Here is a 17149-nt window from a genome sequence, read left to right as displayed (position 1 = left end):
TCAGCGAGGCTCTTTTTTGTACATGTATTTGTTAGACGAAGACTTCAATGAGCTTTAGAATAAAAAGTAGAGGTGATGGAATGAAAGTGTATCCGTTTATTTGGAAATGGTTTATTGTTTGGTATTTCATTGGGTTGATTTTAGTTGGATTCGACCTGCTTCCACCTTGGCTCGAGTGGGCAAACCCCGTCTTTTTATGGCTAGCCGGGGCGATTGGTGGAACGATTCTTTATCAAGGAATTCGACAAGGAGCTTGGATTGTTCCGTTTATTTTCTTCGGTTCAATCGCCGTTGAAACACTCGGCGTAAAGACGGGATTCCCGTTCAGCGAATACGTTTATGCTGAGGCGTTCGGTCCGACAGTGTTTGGAGTCCCTGTCACAATCGGTGCGGCATGGCTTGCCGTGATCGGCTCTAGTTTTGCCGTTGCCCGTCTCTTCACATTCCGCCACAATATTTTATGGCTCGTTCCGATTCTCGCTGTATGGCTCGATATGGCAATCGATCCCGTAGCGGCAAACGTGAAAGGCTACTGGGAATGGGCGAATGACGGCTTATACTATGATATCCCGACACAAAACTTTATCGGTTGGTTCGGGTTATCCCTTATTTTCTCATGGTTGTTACAGCGTCACGAACGCGCTGTTGATTCCTTGTTCATCCGGCACGGCGTCTATTTGTTCGTCATGCTTCACGCACTCTTCGGTGTCACGGCTGTTAATGCAGGTCTCTATGGCATCGGGCTCCTCAGCATCCTCACATCCGGAGTGATTCTACTTGAAAGGAGGGGTCGCGATGATCGAGTCACACAAAAAGAAATGGTTCAATAACCTGTTCTCGACGTTCGTGCGGGAACGTCAAATACGTCCCACCTTCCATAACATTTATATCCGAACGGACGACGTTCCGACCCCCGGATTATTTTTAAGTACACATAGCGCGTGGTGGGACGGTCTCATCATGTATATGATCAATGAACATTTTTTACGACACGATATTCATGTGTTGATGGATGAGGATGGACTACGTCGTTTCCCGTTCTTTCGACACCTCGGTGCCTTCTCGGTGAAAAAAGGAAGTCTCTCCGATGTACGGGCCTCACTGGCTTATGCGAATGAATTGCTCGCGTCCGGGAAATCCGTCTGGATGTTCCCTCAAGGACAAGAGATGCCACAGGAACTTCGACCTGTCGAAATCGAGTCTGGCGCAACGTTGTTACTGAACAACCGCCCCGTCCAATTATGCGCCATGTACTATTCGTTTGAGAACCATGCGGAACCCCTTGTATATGTCCGCTTTCGAACAGTAGTCGTGACGTCGATGACACGACGAGCTCAGAAGCAGGAAATCGCGCAAGCACTCGAGGCGCTCTATGACGACGTGCGACAAGACGCCATCATTCGGTCTGATGCCTATGTGCCGCTCTTTCGACCACGTCGTAATCTTGCTGAATGGACAGAAATGATGTTCCGACTTGGGAGGGGACGTTCATGATCTTATGGCTGCTCACCCTCTCGATGTTTATCTTTACCCTAATCAATCTTTCGTTCTTGAGACCGCTCGCCGACCCAGGACGCACACCGGCGACAGCCGTCTGCATCCCGATGCGCAATGAGTCGCGTCACGTCGATCGACTGATTTCGAACTTAAAGCAGGCGATACCGGAAGGGACTCACGTCTATATCTACGAGGACCGCTCTGAAGATGATACATATGAAAAATTGAATCATGCAATTGGGAGCGATACCCGTTTTACCGTCATCCAAGGTGTTCCTTTGCCCCATGACTGGGCCGGAAAAGTTCATGCTTGTCATCAACTAGCATCACGCACGACTGAACCGTATCTTCTCTTTTTAGATGCGGACGTCACGATCGATTCGAGTTTTATCGCCCGCATGCATGCCACGCTCGCTCGAGAGCAGGCCGTCTTTTTATCAGGTTTCCCTCAATTTCCGACGTCAACATTTCTCGGGAAATTGTTGATTCCGATGCAACACGTGCTCATCGCCCAACATCTGCCTTTGTTTTGGCGTAAAGTGAAACACCCCGCATTTGCCGCGGCGAATGGCATGAACGTACTCGTCGAGCGGAACAGCTACGAGGAAGTTGGCGGACATGCTGCTATTCGAACGTCGTTGATTGATGATATCGATTTATGTCGAACGTTCAAACGTCATCAAAAAGTCACGTCACTCGTTCAAGTCTCCCCGTTCATCTCCTGCGACATGTATGAAACGAATGAAGAAGTGTGGACCGGGTTTTCAAAGAACGTATTCAAGGGAATGAATGAATCAGTAGGACTCGCCTTGTACTTCATGACATATTACGGCATCCAGTTGACGGCTATGCTCGCTTGGATCTTTTCACCGAGTTGGCAGACGATTAGCGCAGCGATTTTCGTGCTCCTCGCGCGTCTCGCTGTCGATCTGAAATCAAATGGGTCCGGTACATGGTACCATCCACTCAGTTTAATCGCTTACTTGACCTTACTCGGGAACGCCGTCATTCGTAAATGGAGACGGTTGCCCATCACGTGGAAAGGTCGTCACTATTCCTAAGCAGACGTCTAAAGGGGGACAATTGTATGAAACAAATCGTAGTGATTGGGGCTGGTCTCGGTGGACTAAGCGCCGCCGTCACGCTCGCAGCACGAGGTTATGACGTCACGGTCATTGAAAAGAATCAACATGTCGGTGGCAAACTCATGCCCATTATAACCGACGGTCACCGGTTCGACTTTGGTCCAAATACGATCACGATGCCGGATGTATTTCGTTCAGTCATTCGAAATAGCGGGGCCAATCCGGATGACTATTTTGAGTTAATCAAGCTCGATCAACATACCGTCAACCACTACACAGACGGGTCATCCTTCACGTTCAGTGCCGATCGGGCAAAACTTGAGGTCGAAGTACGGCGTTTGACCGGTGACCAGTTGAAACACAATCAGATGCGTGCCTATCTAGATGAAGCGGAAAAGCTGTTCGACATTGCGAATAAGCGCTTCTTCACACAAATGGACACAAAGTTGGATCCCGGTCTTTGGGCGGACATGGTCAAAGTGCATCCACTTCAAAGTTTGCACGCCCTTCACAAGAAGTATTTCAAGGACCCACGCATTATTCAGGCGCTCGACCGCTATGCGACGTACATTGGTAGCAGCCCATACGTGACGCCAGGTACGTTCGCCCTTATCGCACATTTGGAATTGAATGAAGGTGTCTATTTTGCGAAAGGTGGAAACTGGAATATCGCAAAAGGGTTCGCCAAACGTGCGAGCGAACTCGGAGTGACGTTCCGACTCGGTCATGAAGTGACGAAAATTGATGTGTTGAACGGAAAAGCACATGAGGTCGTCGTCGATGACCAAGAAGTCATCTCGTGTGATGCCGTTCTTCTCAACGGTGAACTCTTGACGCAATACCCGCGACTCGTTGACGCGAAAGACCGCCCATCTTTCCCAGTCCCGACACGCGATACCGTCGAACCTTCGATTTCCGCATTCGTCATGATGGTCGGATTGTCCAAACGATTGAATTTGGCACACCATAACGTCTATTTCTCAGACGACTATGAACGGGAATTTAAAGCACTTTTCCAAGAAGAACGTTATGCAGACGAACCGACAATCTATATTTCGAATTCATCCGCAACCGATCCGTCGATGGGCGAGGCAGGAGACAACCTGTTCATCCTCGTCAATGCTCCGGCACATCTGACCGAAATTGATGCAGATACGTATGAGCATTTGATTCGAAGACGATTACGTATGTTCGGTGTGGATTGGGAAGAAGAAGAGGTGCTCTACCATAAGCGGGTGACCCCACAAGATTTGACTCGCGATTTTTATGCGTATTATGGCGCACTTTATGGCACGTCGGCCAACTCGAAAAAAGGGGCATTTTTTAGACCTGCACCGCGATCGACAGATGTATCGAACATCTGGTTCGCTGGCGGTTCCACTCATCCTGGCGGTGGCAGTCCGATGGTGACGCTTTCAGGACAATTCGCTGCACGATCGATGTTAGAGGACATACCTCTGACAATATGAACATTTTGTGAACGCGAGTTTCGACACTTGTCGACAATTGAAAGACGTGATAATATCATATTCGAGTTCAATCAGTTCTGTAGCGTTTGTTACACCTGTAGCGATCGAATGGCTTCCCCGAGCCTCATCGCGTTTTGAACTTGTCACACCCGAGAAAAAGTGATGAGCGAGTTTCCCCACTCGTATCCCGTAGTTGAGACAGCTTGCGTATGATGTTCCCCCTTAGTCCATCAAGCATCCTGTTTCGACGAAGATGCCCCAACTGATTCATTCCCCATGAATCCCGGCACATCTTTAGGGCTTCATCACAAACCGATTCATTCGTTTCCCCGATGAATGAATCACATAACGCTTACGCCACTTTTGGTCCCCCGCCAAAAGTGGTTTTTTTGCGTACAAAAAACTGTAGACGCCATCGAGCGTCTACAGGGAATCGAATCGCTTATAATTTTGCCAACAACTTTCCTTTTTGTAAGGTCGATACGTATGCCCGCTTTGTGAAGACGTCATGTCGATTCGCACGTGCCGCATCAAGAATCCCTTCATAGAGAAGAGCCGCTGCTTGTACCGGCTTTCGACTCGCGAGTGGATACAGATGATGGGTTTCGCGTGCCCGTTCATACAAGAACTCTGCACGATTCGCCAACGCCTCCCATAGATCGATAAAGACAGGGGTCACTTCTCGTTGGTGTAACATCGCTTCACTCACACCGTACTGACGCATCATCGTACGGGGTAAATAGATGCGGTCTCGATTCAAATCTTCACCGACATCACGTAAAATATTGGTCAGTTGCATCGCAATGCCAAGGTCGATGGCGCCTTGCCTTAGCTGACGTGTCGTCGCAGCGTCCTGATTTGGGACAAGGATCGGGAGCAGCATCAGACCGACCGTGCTCGCTGCATAATAGCTATACTGCTCGGTCTCTTCGAGCGTTTCATACCGCGACTTATGTAAATCCCATTTCATCCCTTCCGCCAATTCAAAAAATGGTTCGACGTCCATGTCATAGCGTTTCCACACATCACGAAGGGCAACCCATAGTGCTTCATCTTGGTCGTAACCAGCTAAAAAGCGGTCGAAGTCATGCAAAAATGCTGCCAAACTCTCTTCTGGACGGTCTGATTCATCGACCGCATCATCGAGGGTGCGACAGAAAGTATATACTGCCATGACCGCTTGACGGTCTGGTTTTGAGAGCAAAGAGAAGGCCCGGTAAAAGGTTAACGAGCCCTTCTTCATGATTTCCTCACATTGACGATACGCTTCTTGTGTCGTCACGATGCATTGCCCCCATTTCTTCTTCCATTTTTTTCACAAGTAATTGCGACCCAATCATAACGATGGGGACGCCACCGCATGGATGGACGGATGCGCCCACCGCATAGAGGCGTTCGATTTTCGCGAATGGTCTCGCTTGTGGTTTGAAGGCGGCTGACTGAGATAACTTTGGTGCAATCCCAAAACTTCCTCCTTCGAACAATCCGAATCGCTCAGCATCCATCGGTGTCCGGACTTTCATCTCGATGACGCGTTCACGAAAATCAGGCATGAATGCCTCGATTCTTCCTAATAGGTGTTCGATTGTCCCTTGTGCCTCAAAGTCTTCTCGTTCCAATTTTCGAGGAACCGGGACAAGAACATATAATACACTCGTTCCTTCTGGCGCGAGGGTTGTATCCATTCGCGATGGATTAAAGGTGTACATCGCTGGATACTCACTTAGTTTACCATCCTCGAAGATCGTACGCATCGATCCTTCAAAATCATTCGGTAAATCGAATTGGTGAACCGGTAAGTCGAGTTCGCCGTTGACGGTGAAATAAAGGAGTAACGTACCGCTTGACGGTTCATACGTCTTTGGCGTCACACCATCAATCAGGCGCTCCATGAGTGGAAAATCACCGTTCACGACGACTGCATCATACGGTACATATTCGTCATTTACCGTGACTCCATTGGCCACCCCGTCCGTGACATGGACACGATTGACGGTAGCATTCATCTCGAAACGAACACCTCGACGCTTCAACTCTTGTTCCATTTTCGTCGCCAGCGAAAAATATCCTCCTTTTACATACCAGACTCCTTCTTCTTGTTCACGATAAGGAATGAGTCCATATAACGAAGGAGTGGCATAAGGATTTCCGCCGATATAGAGCGTTTGTAAACTATAGGCGACACGTAAACGTTCGTCTTCAAAGAAGCGTTTCATATTCGCATGAGCCGTCTCATATGCTTTTAACCGCATGAGAAGGAGAAGTAGTTTAGGCTCGAACAACTCCGCTTTTGAGGCATAACTACGATCTAAAAACGTATCGAAGCCAATCCGATACTCTTCTTTCTTTTGGGACATGTACTGACGGAAGGCATCTCCTTCGCCGAAAGTTCGTTCGATTTCTTCCGCCTGTCTCTCGATTTCCCGATATTTATAGAACGATGTCCCGTCTTGATAACGTAAGCGATAAAGCGGATCGACTTCAATCAACTCCACTTCATGTTCAGGAAGACCCGCCTCAATCAGTTGTTGTTTCAGTTTACTCGGCAATAAGACGATGGTTGGACCTTCATCGACTTTCGCCCCATTATCGAATTCAACGTAGTTCAAGCGTCCACCGACCCGGTCCTCTTTCTCATAAATCGTGATTTGAAGTGACGGATTGCGTTTCGTCAATAAGAGGGAGGCATAAAGTGTACCGACCCCTGCTCCGACAAAGCTAATATTCATCGGCCGACACCTGCCCGGTCACGCAAAAGGTTCGTCGTGATCCGCGCTGATTCAAAGATGGTCGGCAGCCCACTTCCTGGGTGGGTCCCACCCCCGACGAGCCAGACGTTGTCGAGCTCTTCGAATTGGTTATGCGGGCGGAAATACATCATCTGCGATAAGTTGTGCCCTAGATTGAACGTTGCACCTTCATATACACCAAACGCTTCCCAGTCCTCAGGCGTCAACGCCTCCATCACCTCGATGTGTTGACGGATGTTTCGGTAAGGGGAACGTGTCTCAAGCGCGTCGAGAACGCGCTCTGTCATGGTCGCTTGTAACGTCTCCCACGGGAGGCCAGATAAATTGTTCGGCACCGGTACGAGAACGTAAAGCGATGACTTGCCAGGAGGCGCAAGTGTCGGGTCGATGCGTGAGGCATTCTGTACATAAAACGAGAAGTCCTCGCTCAATTTCAATTCTTGTGTCATCTCTTTGACATTCAATTCATAATCGTCCGCGAAGTGAATCGAGTGATGCGCCACATCTTCGTAGACATGGTCGAGCCCGAGATAAAGCATGAATGTCGAGCACGAGTAACGCTTCTTCTTGAGTTGAGTCGGACTCCACTTCGTTAGTTTACCGTCTGGAACGAGCGACGTCATCGCATGTGCGAAGTCAGCACCAATCACGACTTCATCAAACGCATAATGGACACTCCCGGACACGAGACCGGTCACGTTTTGATCATCCATGAGAAGACGCTCTACCGGTTCGCCTAAACGAATGACGCCTCCCTCTTCTTCAATCACTTTCGCCATCGCATGACACAGCTGGTTCACTCCGCCAATCGGGTGATGCACTCCGTAGGCGTGTTCCATGTAAGACAAGATGGAGAATCCACCCGGACATTCCCAAGCGGACATCCCCAAATATTTAGCCTGAAACGTGAACGCATACTTCAGCTCTTCGCTCGTGAAGTACTCGGACAAGACGTCATAAAGCGATTTACCGATCGAGAGGAACGGTAGCGCCTTGAGCACGCGTAACGAGACATAGTCGGTAAGCTTGTCATGTGCGGTCTGAAGCACAGGCATCAATTTAGACAGTTTGATCGCCTGTTCACTCATGAACCGTTCGTAACCTTCGCCATTCCCCGGAAATTGTTCTTCGATGGCGCGATACATCTGATCACGATCTGTTGTCATCGAGAGTTGACGCGTCCCACGGTCGAAGTACAAATCATACATCGGCTCCAACTGCTTCATCTCGACATAATCATGCAGATTACGCCCTGTCTCTTCAAAAATTTCTTCTAAAATATAAGGCATATTCAAAAACGTAGGTCCTCGGTCGAACGCAAATTCACCTACTTCTAAGCGCGACGTTCTTCCGCCTACAAACGGTTGTTTCTCAAATACGGTGACGTCTACACCGCGATGCGCCAGTAGCATCGCTGCAGCCAACCCACCTGGTCCTGCCCCAATAACGGCAACTCTTTGTTTCGACACACTCAACAACTCCCTATGTGAATAGTCTCTTATGCTTCTCTATCATTATAGGAATGACGGGAGACAAGTTCAATTTTGAATCGGTTGATTGAGCAGGTTCGTCTTTCCTCGCTCAGCGATGACGATATACCAAGAACCTTCCGGAATGAATGGGATGAAGCGGATTTGATCAAAACCTACTTCTTGCATCTGCCGGCGCAATCGTGGAATGGTCGGAAGCGGGTACAGATTATCGTGGAGTGTCATGAACGCATTGAACGCGGAAGCGAATCGTCCACCGAGCGCTGTTTCGGCGAGCGGGGTCACGAGAATGGCGACACCCTTTTCTTCTAAACGCTCCCGTAGTCTCTCAAGCAACTTGATACGTTCTTCTGGTGAGAAGTAATACAGCATATTGTTCATCATCACCGCATCGAATTGCTCTTCTGTTTCCCAGTTCATGAAGTCAGCTACTTCGAAATGAATGTCGCCACTCTCGTCTCGCGAGCGTGCCTCTTCGATTACCTCTTCCTCTAAATCGATGCCTGTCAGTTCCCAACTCGGTTCGAGCGCTTGGAGTTTACGTAAGTAGCCGCCGTGCCCACATCCAATATCGAGCATCGATTCGACATTTGCCTGTCGTAAAAGTTGTTGCACGATTGGAAATGCGACCGTTTCGACGAGTGTCGATGTCTTCGCGACGACTTGACCGTGTTCAGCTCCATCAAACGTCTTTTGCTTCCCAGACTCTAGAAATTCCGGATAAGCGATTAACGCGGGGATATGAAGCTCCATCATTTCTTGAAGCATGAACCCGATGCTCCGTTCATCGTTACCGGATAATTGATATTTTAATCCACGCGTCGGATAGTAGCGCCAGCCTCTCTTTTTCAAATGACGGACGGCGACCCCGACTTCTAACCAACGCTCTAGCGCAAGTTGTGTCAATGGGCGTTTTAGACGTAAATTCATCTCCGCCATGCTCGCGCCACCTTGAAGCGCATCGAATAGTCCGAACTTGTAGCCGATATAGCCGTGCCATAAGGGTAAAAATGATTCAGTTTGTTTCATCCATTTCCGTGCGTGTAAAACTCGTGTCCATTCCATCATCTGTTGATCCATCGTTTCACCTCATCGTCGTAATTACTGATTTTTTTATTTTCCCCTAATAATTTGTGTACAAACAAAAAAATCCCACTTCGGTGTGCGAAGTGGGAACGTCTTATTGAATAAAGCTGTTGAAGAAAGATTGTCCATAAGGCAATGCATAGCCGATGAAAATCGTAATGAGTGCCAAGACGATAAACCCGCCAAATAGTCCGTTTGACGGTTTTTTCTTTTTGACTTTGACGAGCGTCATCTCACCGAAGATCAAAGTTAATAAACCGACCGTGATTTTCACGTGATAGAATGTCCCGCCACCATTCAACTGAAGGTAGAGATAAAGTCCTGTTCCGAATGCGATGAGTAACATGAGTCGAAACGCCATATGTGCGATCTTTCCACTCTTGTTGCCGTTCTTATAACCGATATAGGCCACGGCAAACAAAATAAGTAACAAAATCCAGCTCGTAACGTGCGTGTGCAAGAATGCAATCAGTGGCATTCAAATGCCCCCCTTTATGATGTTGTACAGTCTTCATTGTACACGAACTCTCTCCCGATTGGTCAAGCGAACGATTCTAAAAAATGAGCCATCCTCAAGGGATGGCCCATACATTATACAGGAGTCGTCTCTGCCTCTTGGACAGCGTACTCATAGCTTGGGATTTCAACGATGAACGTCGAGCCCTCATGCTGAATCGATTCTACATGGATTTGGCCGTTGTGACCACGGACGATTTCCTGACAAATCGGTAATCCGAGTCCCGTACCGCCGATTTCACGACTGTCGGAGTTGTCGACACGATAAAACTTATCAAATAAGCGATCGAGCGCGTCACTTGGAATCCCGATTCCTTCGTCCATCACTTTAATGGACACGATTTGCTCGTGATGCGCAAGTTCGACCGTGATTTTTCCACCTCTTGGAGAATACTTCACGGCGTTCGACAATAGATTACTCATCAACTGTTTGAACTTCTGGCAATCGACGAATAATTCATATGGACGTGCATCATCTGCAATCAATTCGAATTCATGTTTCAACGACGATGCCTCATAGAACGTCAACATGTCTCGGACGACCGGCTCGATATCAAGCTGTTCCCGGTCATACATTTGACTACCGGATTCCATTCGTTGCACATCGAGGAAGTCGTTGACGAGATGTGTCAGACGCTCCGTCTCGGAGTGAATGGTCTCCAAGTATTTAGCTTGTTTTTCATTCGGCAACTGTTTTTTGACCATCAATTCCGTGAATCCATAGATGGACGAGAGCGGCGTACGCAGTTCATGCGAGATGGTTGAGATAAACTCACTCTTCAATCGCTCCGCCTCTGTCTCACTCGTGATATCTCGGAAGACGAGAAGCGTACCTTTTGAAAGTCCGCCGACAATGATGCGCTCTGCATACATCTGCAAGTTCATTTCGCCCTTACGAATCGAGAAGCTTACACTGTCATGTGGGAAATCTTCGGTGAACAGGCGATTCGTATACTTCGTAAAGTCCTCCGCTTGATCGACCGTTTCAACAAGACGATTCCGCCATTCTTCCCACGTTTCTTCTTCAAGGTCCAGTGAACTGACGTCACTTAACTCAGGGAACATCTCATAGAGTGGACGGTTGACGAACACGTCATTCGTCGAGTGGTCGATGTAGACGACCGCTTCTCGAATCGAATCGAGAATTCGCTCCGTCTTTCCTTTCTCCCGTTTCATCTCTTCAAATAGACGCATCCGTAAGAGAGAAAGCGAGAGCTGACGAGCGAATGACATGATGTCGCCCATCTGGGTTTGGGTGAAACGATCTTTGTATCGGACCAGATAGATGAAGGCAATGATTGAATCATCTGTCGGGTCATGGACCGGTACCGCCGTCTCAAACATATAGTACGGATACGGGAGCGGATGGTCGCTCGCGACTTGTTTCGACGAGTGTACCGTCGTCTTCAATGTCATTGCGCGCGTCAATACGGAATTTTCGCTATCGAGCAACTGACGAGACAACGTGTCGTTCAAGCCGTGGCTCGTCACGCGATACGTGCCGGACTCATCCACAAACACGAGTGCACCGACCTCTGAATCTGTAATCGTGACCAGTTTCTCGATGATTTCCGGATAGGCCGTAAGCGAATCGCGTGATGCTAACGTCTCCGTCAATTCATTCCGATACGCGAGGTGTTGCTCGTTTTGTTGCGTCTGTTCTAAAATTTCTTCTAGTTCTTGTTGCTGTGCCTGCAACTCTTCTTGTTGTGCAATCAATTCTTCTTGTTGCGCCTGTAGTTCGTGGTTCTTCTCAATCAAATGACGTTCGTTGTCACGAAGTGTCTCAGCCATCTTATGGAACGATCGAGACATCGTCCCAATCTCATCTTCTCGTTTCATCTGATCGCTCAAATCAACGATTTCCCCTTTTAACAAGCGGTTCGATGCGATGGAAAGTCGTGAAATCAAACGTGTTTGACGGCGTAGGAACGGCTGGACAAACAATAAGATTAATACGGCGAACGAGGCGATGCTCATGATCCACAAGAATTGAAGCATATTGTTGTTCTGTCGCCATTCAGCGTAGACGGCCTCTTTTTCAGATGCCATCAATTTACGATATTCCCCGAGCGCAGACTCTACCTCATCAATCGGTCCGAGGATGTCGATTCCGCGTTGCGGATTAAATTGGACAAGCCCTTGATCAATCAGGCGCTGAGCCGTCGGCAACTCGGCAATCGTTTGGGCATCGATAAACGTCTCTGTGACTTCCCCATCTTGTTGCGCTTGGGCATATTCATACGTCACCGGAATGATCACATCATAGTAAAAGTCGTGGAATTGCTGAAGATCTTCTGCGAACAGCTCACCTTGACGCGTCTGGACTTGTGTTTTGAACCAATTGATTTCTTGTTGAAACTTCGCCTCGTTCGCACTTGAACGTTCGAGCGACGCGGTGTCACCGAACAAGAGATAGCCTCGTGTATCATATTGGTCAGCCTGCCACTCATCCCAAAGCGTAGTCAAACGGTTAACGCGTTCGTCTAACTGACGTAATCTCGCTTCATTCGCCTCTAAGCGGTTCTCGATGTAGACATATGTCAATGCCGATCCGACCAATGCAATGACGAGGAAGGAATAAAGGACGACCATGATGTCGCGTCCGAGTTTTTGTTTAAACCACCTTTTCACTTCACGATGCCTCCTATGATTTTGACGAGTTCAAGTGGGCTGAACGGTTTAGAAATGAAGTAGTCGACACCAATCTCGTTCGCGCAATCACGGTCAGATTGTTGGCTTTTCGCCGTCAACATCATCACTTTCGTCTCTTGCCGCCCTGGTAACTTCCGTACTTTTTCAATCACTTCAAGCCCTGTCATGCCGGGCATCATATGATCCACAATGACCAAATCATATTCATTTTCTTCAATCAATCGATAGGCCTCAATTCCATCTTGTGCCTCGTCGATGTCATATCCTTCATCTTCTAATGTATCCATAACAAGCATGCGTAGCACTTCTTCGTCTTCCGCAAGTAAGATTTTAACCATAATTGTTCCTCCATTTTTTATCCCATTTTTTTATTTTAACGGATTTGTAATTGTTACACAAAATAAAAAGACGTACGAAACTCATCTCGTACGTCTTTTGCCTAATCACATTGCCCCAAAACCTGTATTCTAGTTATACGACTTCTTTTTCAGCGAACTGACTATTGTAAAGTTCTTCATAAAAACCACCAGCTTCAAGAAGCGATTCATGTGTTCCTTGCTCAATGACCCGACCTTGGTCCATAACCAAAATCAAATCCGCATCTTTGATGGTCGATAAACGGTGAGCGATGACGAAACTCGTCCGCCCGTTCATCAGCCGTTTCATCGCCTGTTGAATCAAAATCTCAGTACGCGTATCCACACTCGACGTTGCTTCGTCTAAAATCATAATCGGTGGGTTCGCCAATACTGCTCGCGCAATCGTCAGTAACTGTTTTTGACCTTGTGAAATGTTATTGGCCTCTTCATTCAACACGGTGTCGTATCCGTCTGGCAATGTTCGAATGAATGCATCCGCATGCGCCGTTTTCGCCGCGTTGACGATTTCCGTCTCAGTCGCACCCGTTTTCCCATAGGCGATGTTATCACGAATCGTCCCGTTGAATAGCCACGTGTCCTGTAAGACCATTCCGAACGTATGTCGCAAATCTTGTCTCGACATTTTACGCGAGTCTTTCCCATCGATGAATATCTCTCCACCATTCAACTCATAAAAACGCATGAGGAGATTAATCAACGTCGTTTTGCCGGCGCCTGTCGGACCGACGATGGCCACCGTTTGGCCCGTCAACACATCGAGATTCATATCTTGAATGAGTAGGTCGTCGCCGTATCCGAAATCGACATGACGGAACGTGACATTTCCTTCGGCACGTTCTAATTGATAGGTCGTCACATCTTTCACTTCTTCTTCTTCATCCAGCAGTTCAAATACACGTTCCGCCGCGGCAACCGTCGACTGGACGATGTTCGCGATATTCGCTGTCTGGGTGATTGGTTGGGTGAACTGACGTGTATATGTGATAAACGCTTGAATGTCCCCGATGGAGATGCTGCGCTGCGTGACCAAAATACCGCCGACGACACTAATCAATACATAGCTGATGTTCCCGATGAACATCGTCATCGGCATGATGATTCCGGAAATGAATTGCGCTTTCCGTCCTGCATCGTAAAGCTCCTCATTCACATCGTCAAACTCACGCACAGCTGTCTCTTCCCGACCAAACGCTTTGACGACCGCGTGCCCTGTATACATTTCTTCCACATGGCCGTTCAGTCGTCCAAGGTGACGCTGTTGATCGGAAAAATATTGTTGCGACCGTTTCAAAATCGGACGAATCGCAAAAATCGTGAGCGGAAGGGACACAAGAGAGATGACCGTCAACAGAGGACTGATCGACAGCATCATAATCAAAATCCCAATGATGGTGACGATGGAAGTAATGAATGACGTGACACTCTGTTGTAGCGTACTCCCAATCAAGTCGATGTCATTCGTCACCCGGCTCAATGTCTCCCCGTTCGAGCGTCCGTCATAATACTTGAGCGGAAGTCGTTCTAACTTTTTGTTCACGTCTTCGCGCAAATCATAGACCGTTTTTTGGGCAACACCGGACATCAAATATTGTTGCACGTAGTTGAATAGACTACTGATGACGTAAAGGCCAGCGAGGAGCGACAAAATTTGTCCGATTCTCGTGAAATCAATTTCTGCCCCTGGCACACCTGTAAACTTCGCATATGCCCCTTCAAACAGTTCGGTGATGGCGATTCCCATGATTTTCGGACCGGCAATCATAAAGATTGTACTTAAAATCGCCGCGACAAACACAGCAATCAACGTGTTTCGCCGTGGTTTCAAATAGGCAAGCAAACGACGGAACGTGACTTTGAATGCTTTTGGCTTTTCGCCCATCATCATCATATTTCCACCGCCCGGACCTCCTGGACCGCCGTGTCCCCCATGAGTTTGTCGCGTATTTGCTTGTTTCTCACTCATGCGATTTCCTCCTCAGACAATTGCGATTTCACGATTTCTTGATAGACCGCATTCGTCGCAAATAATTCCTCATGTGTCCCGACTCCGGCAACGGCTCCTTCTTCTAGAACGATGATTCGGTCGGCGTCCATGATCGTGCTGACACGTTGCGCAACAATCAGTACCGTCGCATCTTTCGTTTCTTCTTTTAACGCTTTGCGAAGGGCGGCATCCGTTTTAAAATCAAGTGCCGAGAAACTGTCGTCGAATACATATAAATCCGGTTTCCGAACGAGAGCTCGCGCAATCGACAGACGCTGTTTTTGACCACCCGACACGTTTGACCCACCTTGCTCGATCACAGCCTCATATCGATCTGGCATCTTCTCGATAAAGTCACTTGCCTGCGCGATGGATGCGGCATGAACGACTTCTTCCACTGTTGCCTCGGTCTTCCCATATCGAATGTTCTCAGCAATCGTACCTGTGAACAGCAACGCCTTTTGTGGAACGAACCCGATTTTCGAACGAAGTGCCTCTTGTGGAACCGCTTGGACATCAACACCATTCACGCGAATTGTCCCCGACGTCACATCGTAAAATCTTGGAATCAGATTGACGAGTGTCGATTTACCTGACCCCGTACCCCCAATCACCGCTGTGACCTCACCTGGATTCGCTGAAAAACTCACATCGGATAGCGCTGGTTCTTCAGCACCCGGATAATAGAAGGTCACGTGATCAAATACGAGTGTCCCTTGCTCAATGTCCGCAGTCTTTGTCCCGTCATCAATCAGTGAAGGTTTCATCTCGAGCACTTCGTTGATCCGGTTGGCAGACACAGAAGCCCGAGGAACCATGATGAACATGACTGATGCCATGACGAGCGCGAACATGATTTGCATGACGTATTGAATGAACGCCATCAAATCTCCGATTTGCATCGCACCGTTATCAATCCGAATCCCTCCGAACCAAATGACGCCGACAACCGTCAAGTTCATCACGAGCATCATGACCGGCATGAGGAACGCCATGATTTGGTTCACTTTGATTGAGACGTCCGTCAACCGTTCATTCGCCTTCGTCAATCGAACCTGTTCTTCTTTTTCACGGTTGAAAGCTCGGATGACACGGATGCCCGTCAGATTTTCTCGGAGAACAAGATTGAGCCGGTCCAATCGATTCTGTACCTTTTTAAACAACGGCATCGCCTTCCAAAAAATGAGGAAAATCGAGATGACGAGTACCGGCATTGCGGCAACAATGACAAGAGACAACGTCGCATCCTTCGAGGTCGCCATGATCAATCCACCGACAAACATGATCGGCGCACTCACAACCATTCGTAGCATCATGATGATGACCTGTTGCACTTGCGTGATGTCGTTTGTCGTCCGTGTGATGAGCGAAGCCGTCCCGACACGATCGAACTCTTCAAGCGAGAAGCGTTCCACATGATTGAACACACGTCTTCGTAAGTCACGACCAAATCCCATCGCCGCCTTTGAAGAATAAAAACTGGCCACAATAGCAGCAAGTGCTCCAAGTCCCGTCACACCAAGCATGATTCCGCCCATTTGCCAAATGTAGCCGGTATCGCCCGTCACGACCCCATTATCGATAATGTCCGCCATCAACGTCGGTAAAAATAAATCTGCTAACGACTGCGCGAACACAAACAATAAAACCATCAGAACAGCCCATTTATAAGTAACGAGACGTTTCAATAACTTAATCATGTCGACACACTCCTTCACAATCTGTGAGCCCTTCATTCAATCCATCCGCAATATGTTGATGGGCTGTAAGCATATGATGATACGTATCCTGATCGAGACGAGACAAAATTTGATTCAATTGATATTCCGTCCCTTCTTCTTGTCGCTCAATCTCCTCAATCAAGCGTTTACCTGATTGGTCAATGGTCAACACAACTTCTCGCCGATTATCCGGGTTGATATCCCGACGAATCAATCCTTTCTCCACGAGACCATCTAATGATTGACTTAACGTGCTCTTTGGCATTCTCGTTCGCTGAACCAGTTCCTTTTGCGTAATCGCACCCTGTTCATTCAACATCATCAGACCGTGCAGTTGAGGTAATGTGAGATCGTTTTGTTGCGCCGTCTGATGCATGAGACGAATCAGGACACGCTGCACACGCCAAAATGATTGCATCATCTCCCGTGCCCGATTTGTATTTGTCTCGGTCATTCTTATTCACTCCTTTATCGTTCCGAATCGAATTGTTCTAAACGGAACAATTCTTTATATAA

Annotated in this window: 14 protein-coding genes; 4 read left to right on the top strand and 10 right to left on the bottom strand. The window is 48.0% G+C overall.

Annotation, left to right across the window (positions count from 1 at the left end):
- Positions 1–80 precede the first annotated feature (80 nt).
- The 4 genes from Q9R25_RS00415 to Q9R25_RS00400 are packed head-to-tail and all read left to right on the top strand — an operon-like array spanning position 81 to position 4051.
- On the top strand, positions 81–830 hold the full coding sequence (locus Q9R25_RS00415) for a carotenoid biosynthesis protein (RefSeq protein ID WP_074037647.1): 750 nt from the start codon (positions 81–83) through the stop codon (positions 828–830).
- Positions 796–1494 carry a lysophospholipid acyltransferase family protein gene (locus tag Q9R25_RS00410; RefSeq protein WP_311282669.1) on the top strand — a complete coding sequence of 233 codons (699 nt, stop codon included), beginning with the start codon at positions 796–798 and terminating at the stop codon, positions 1492–1494. The genes Q9R25_RS00415 and Q9R25_RS00410 overlap by 35 nt, the downstream gene beginning before the upstream one ends.
- Complete coding sequence (locus Q9R25_RS00405; protein ID WP_214691221.1) at positions 1491–2558, top strand: glycosyltransferase family 2 protein; 1068 nt, start codon at positions 1491–1493, stop codon at positions 2556–2558. Before Q9R25_RS00410 ends, Q9R25_RS00405 begins: the two co-directional genes overlap by 4 nt.
- 26 nt (positions 2559–2584) lie before the next feature.
- A complete protein-coding gene (locus tag Q9R25_RS00400) occupies positions 2585–4051 on the top strand; it encodes a phytoene desaturase family protein (protein ID WP_214691222.1) in 1467 nt (488 codons plus the stop codon).
- 442 nt (positions 4052–4493) lie between these two features.
- Here the strand turns inward: Q9R25_RS00400 and Q9R25_RS00395 are convergent, their stop codons facing one another.
- The 10 genes from Q9R25_RS00395 to Q9R25_RS00350 form a co-directional block, all read right to left on the bottom strand.
- A complete protein-coding gene (locus tag Q9R25_RS00395) occupies positions 4494–5333 on the bottom strand; it encodes a phytoene/squalene synthase family protein (RefSeq protein WP_159561891.1) in 840 nt (279 codons plus the stop codon).
- Positions 5302–6780: a phytoene desaturase family protein gene (locus Q9R25_RS00390; protein WP_311282668.1), complete on the bottom strand. Its 1479-nt coding sequence runs from the start codon at positions 6778–6780 to the stop codon at positions 5302–5304. Before Q9R25_RS00390 ends, Q9R25_RS00395 begins: the two co-directional genes overlap by 32 nt.
- The gene (locus Q9R25_RS00385; protein WP_214691224.1) at positions 6777–8270 is read right to left on the bottom strand and encodes a phytoene desaturase family protein; all 1494 of its coding nucleotides are present in this window, start codon (positions 8268–8270) and stop codon (positions 6777–6779) included. Before Q9R25_RS00385 ends, Q9R25_RS00390 begins: the two co-directional genes overlap by 4 nt.
- Before the next feature lie 69 nt (positions 8271–8339).
- A complete protein-coding gene (locus Q9R25_RS00380) occupies positions 8340–9371 on the bottom strand; it encodes a class I SAM-dependent methyltransferase (protein WP_074037653.1) in 1032 nt (343 codons plus the stop codon).
- A 100-nt stretch (positions 9372–9471) separates the two neighbouring features.
- Positions 9472–9855, bottom strand: a complete 384-nt coding sequence (locus Q9R25_RS00375) for a YisL family protein (RefSeq protein WP_015880968.1) — start codon at positions 9853–9855, stop codon at positions 9472–9474.
- Between the two features lie 113 nt (positions 9856–9968).
- On the bottom strand, positions 9969–12527 hold the full coding sequence (locus Q9R25_RS00370) for a sensor histidine kinase (RefSeq protein WP_311282667.1): 2559 nt from the start codon (positions 12525–12527) through the stop codon (positions 9969–9971).
- On the bottom strand, positions 12524–12886 hold the full coding sequence (locus Q9R25_RS00365) for a response regulator (protein ID WP_015880966.1): 363 nt from the start codon (positions 12884–12886) through the stop codon (positions 12524–12526). The genes Q9R25_RS00370 and Q9R25_RS00365 overlap by 4 nt, the downstream gene beginning before the upstream one ends.
- Positions 12887–13019: 133 nt before the next feature.
- Positions 13020–14891 (bottom strand): ABC transporter ATP-binding protein, encoded by a 1872-nt coding sequence (locus Q9R25_RS00360; RefSeq protein ID WP_078146438.1) that lies wholly within the window; start codon positions 14889–14891, stop codon positions 13020–13022.
- A complete protein-coding gene (locus tag Q9R25_RS00355) occupies positions 14888–16612 on the bottom strand; it encodes an ABC transporter ATP-binding protein (protein ID WP_311282666.1) in 1725 nt (574 codons plus the stop codon). The genes Q9R25_RS00360 and Q9R25_RS00355 overlap by 4 nt, the downstream gene beginning before the upstream one ends.
- On the bottom strand, positions 16605–17087 hold the full coding sequence (locus tag Q9R25_RS00350) for a MarR family winged helix-turn-helix transcriptional regulator (RefSeq protein ID WP_074037656.1): 483 nt from the start codon (positions 17085–17087) through the stop codon (positions 16605–16607). Before Q9R25_RS00350 ends, Q9R25_RS00355 begins: the two co-directional genes overlap by 8 nt.
- Positions 17088–17149: the final 62 nt, after the last annotated feature.

Origin of the sequence: Exiguobacterium sp. BG5(2022) (assembly GCF_031844365.1) — a bacterium.
Lineage (GTDB): Bacteria > Bacillota > Bacilli > Exiguobacteriales > Exiguobacteriaceae > Exiguobacterium > Exiguobacterium profundum.
This window is presented reverse-complemented; position numbering and strand designations above follow the sequence as displayed.

Excerpts from the sequence above, each read along its gene's own strand:
- Q9R25_RS00415 (WP_074037647.1), top strand. The coding sequence starts at position 81 with ATGAAAGTGTATCCGTTTATTTGGAAATGGTTTATTGTTTGGTATTTC.
- Q9R25_RS00410 (WP_311282669.1), top strand. The coding sequence starts at position 796 with ATGATCGAGTCACACAAAAAGAAATGGTTCAATAACCTGTTCTCGACG.
- Q9R25_RS00405 (WP_214691221.1), top strand. The coding sequence starts at position 1,491 with ATGATCTTATGGCTGCTCACCCTCTCGATGTTTATCTTTACCCTAATC.
- Q9R25_RS00400 (WP_214691222.1), top strand. The coding sequence starts at position 2,585 with ATGAAACAAATCGTAGTGATTGGGGCTGGTCTCGGTGGACTAAGCGCC.
- Q9R25_RS00390 (WP_311282668.1), bottom strand. The coding sequence starts at position 6,780 with ATGAATATTAGCTTTGTCGGAGCAGGGGTCGGTACACTTTATGCCTCC.
- Q9R25_RS00380 (WP_074037653.1), bottom strand. The coding sequence starts at position 9,371 with ATGGATCAACAGATGATGGAATGGACACGAGTTTTACACGCACGGAAA.
- Q9R25_RS00375 (WP_015880968.1), bottom strand. The coding sequence starts at position 9,855 with ATGCCACTGATTGCATTCTTGCACACGCACGTTACGAGCTGGATTTTG.
- Q9R25_RS00365 (WP_015880966.1), bottom strand. The coding sequence starts at position 12,886 with ATGGTTAAAATCTTACTTGCGGAAGACGAAGAAGTGCTACGCATGCTT.
- Q9R25_RS00360 (WP_078146438.1), bottom strand. The coding sequence starts at position 14,891 with ATGAGTGAGAAACAAGCAAATACGCGACAAACTCATGGGGGACACGGC.
- Q9R25_RS00355 (WP_311282666.1), bottom strand. The coding sequence starts at position 16,612 with ATGATTAAGTTATTGAAACGTCTCGTTACTTATAAATGGGCTGTTCTG.
- Q9R25_RS00350 (WP_074037656.1), bottom strand. The coding sequence starts at position 17,087 with ATGACCGAGACAAATACAAATCGGGCACGGGAGATGATGCAATCATTT.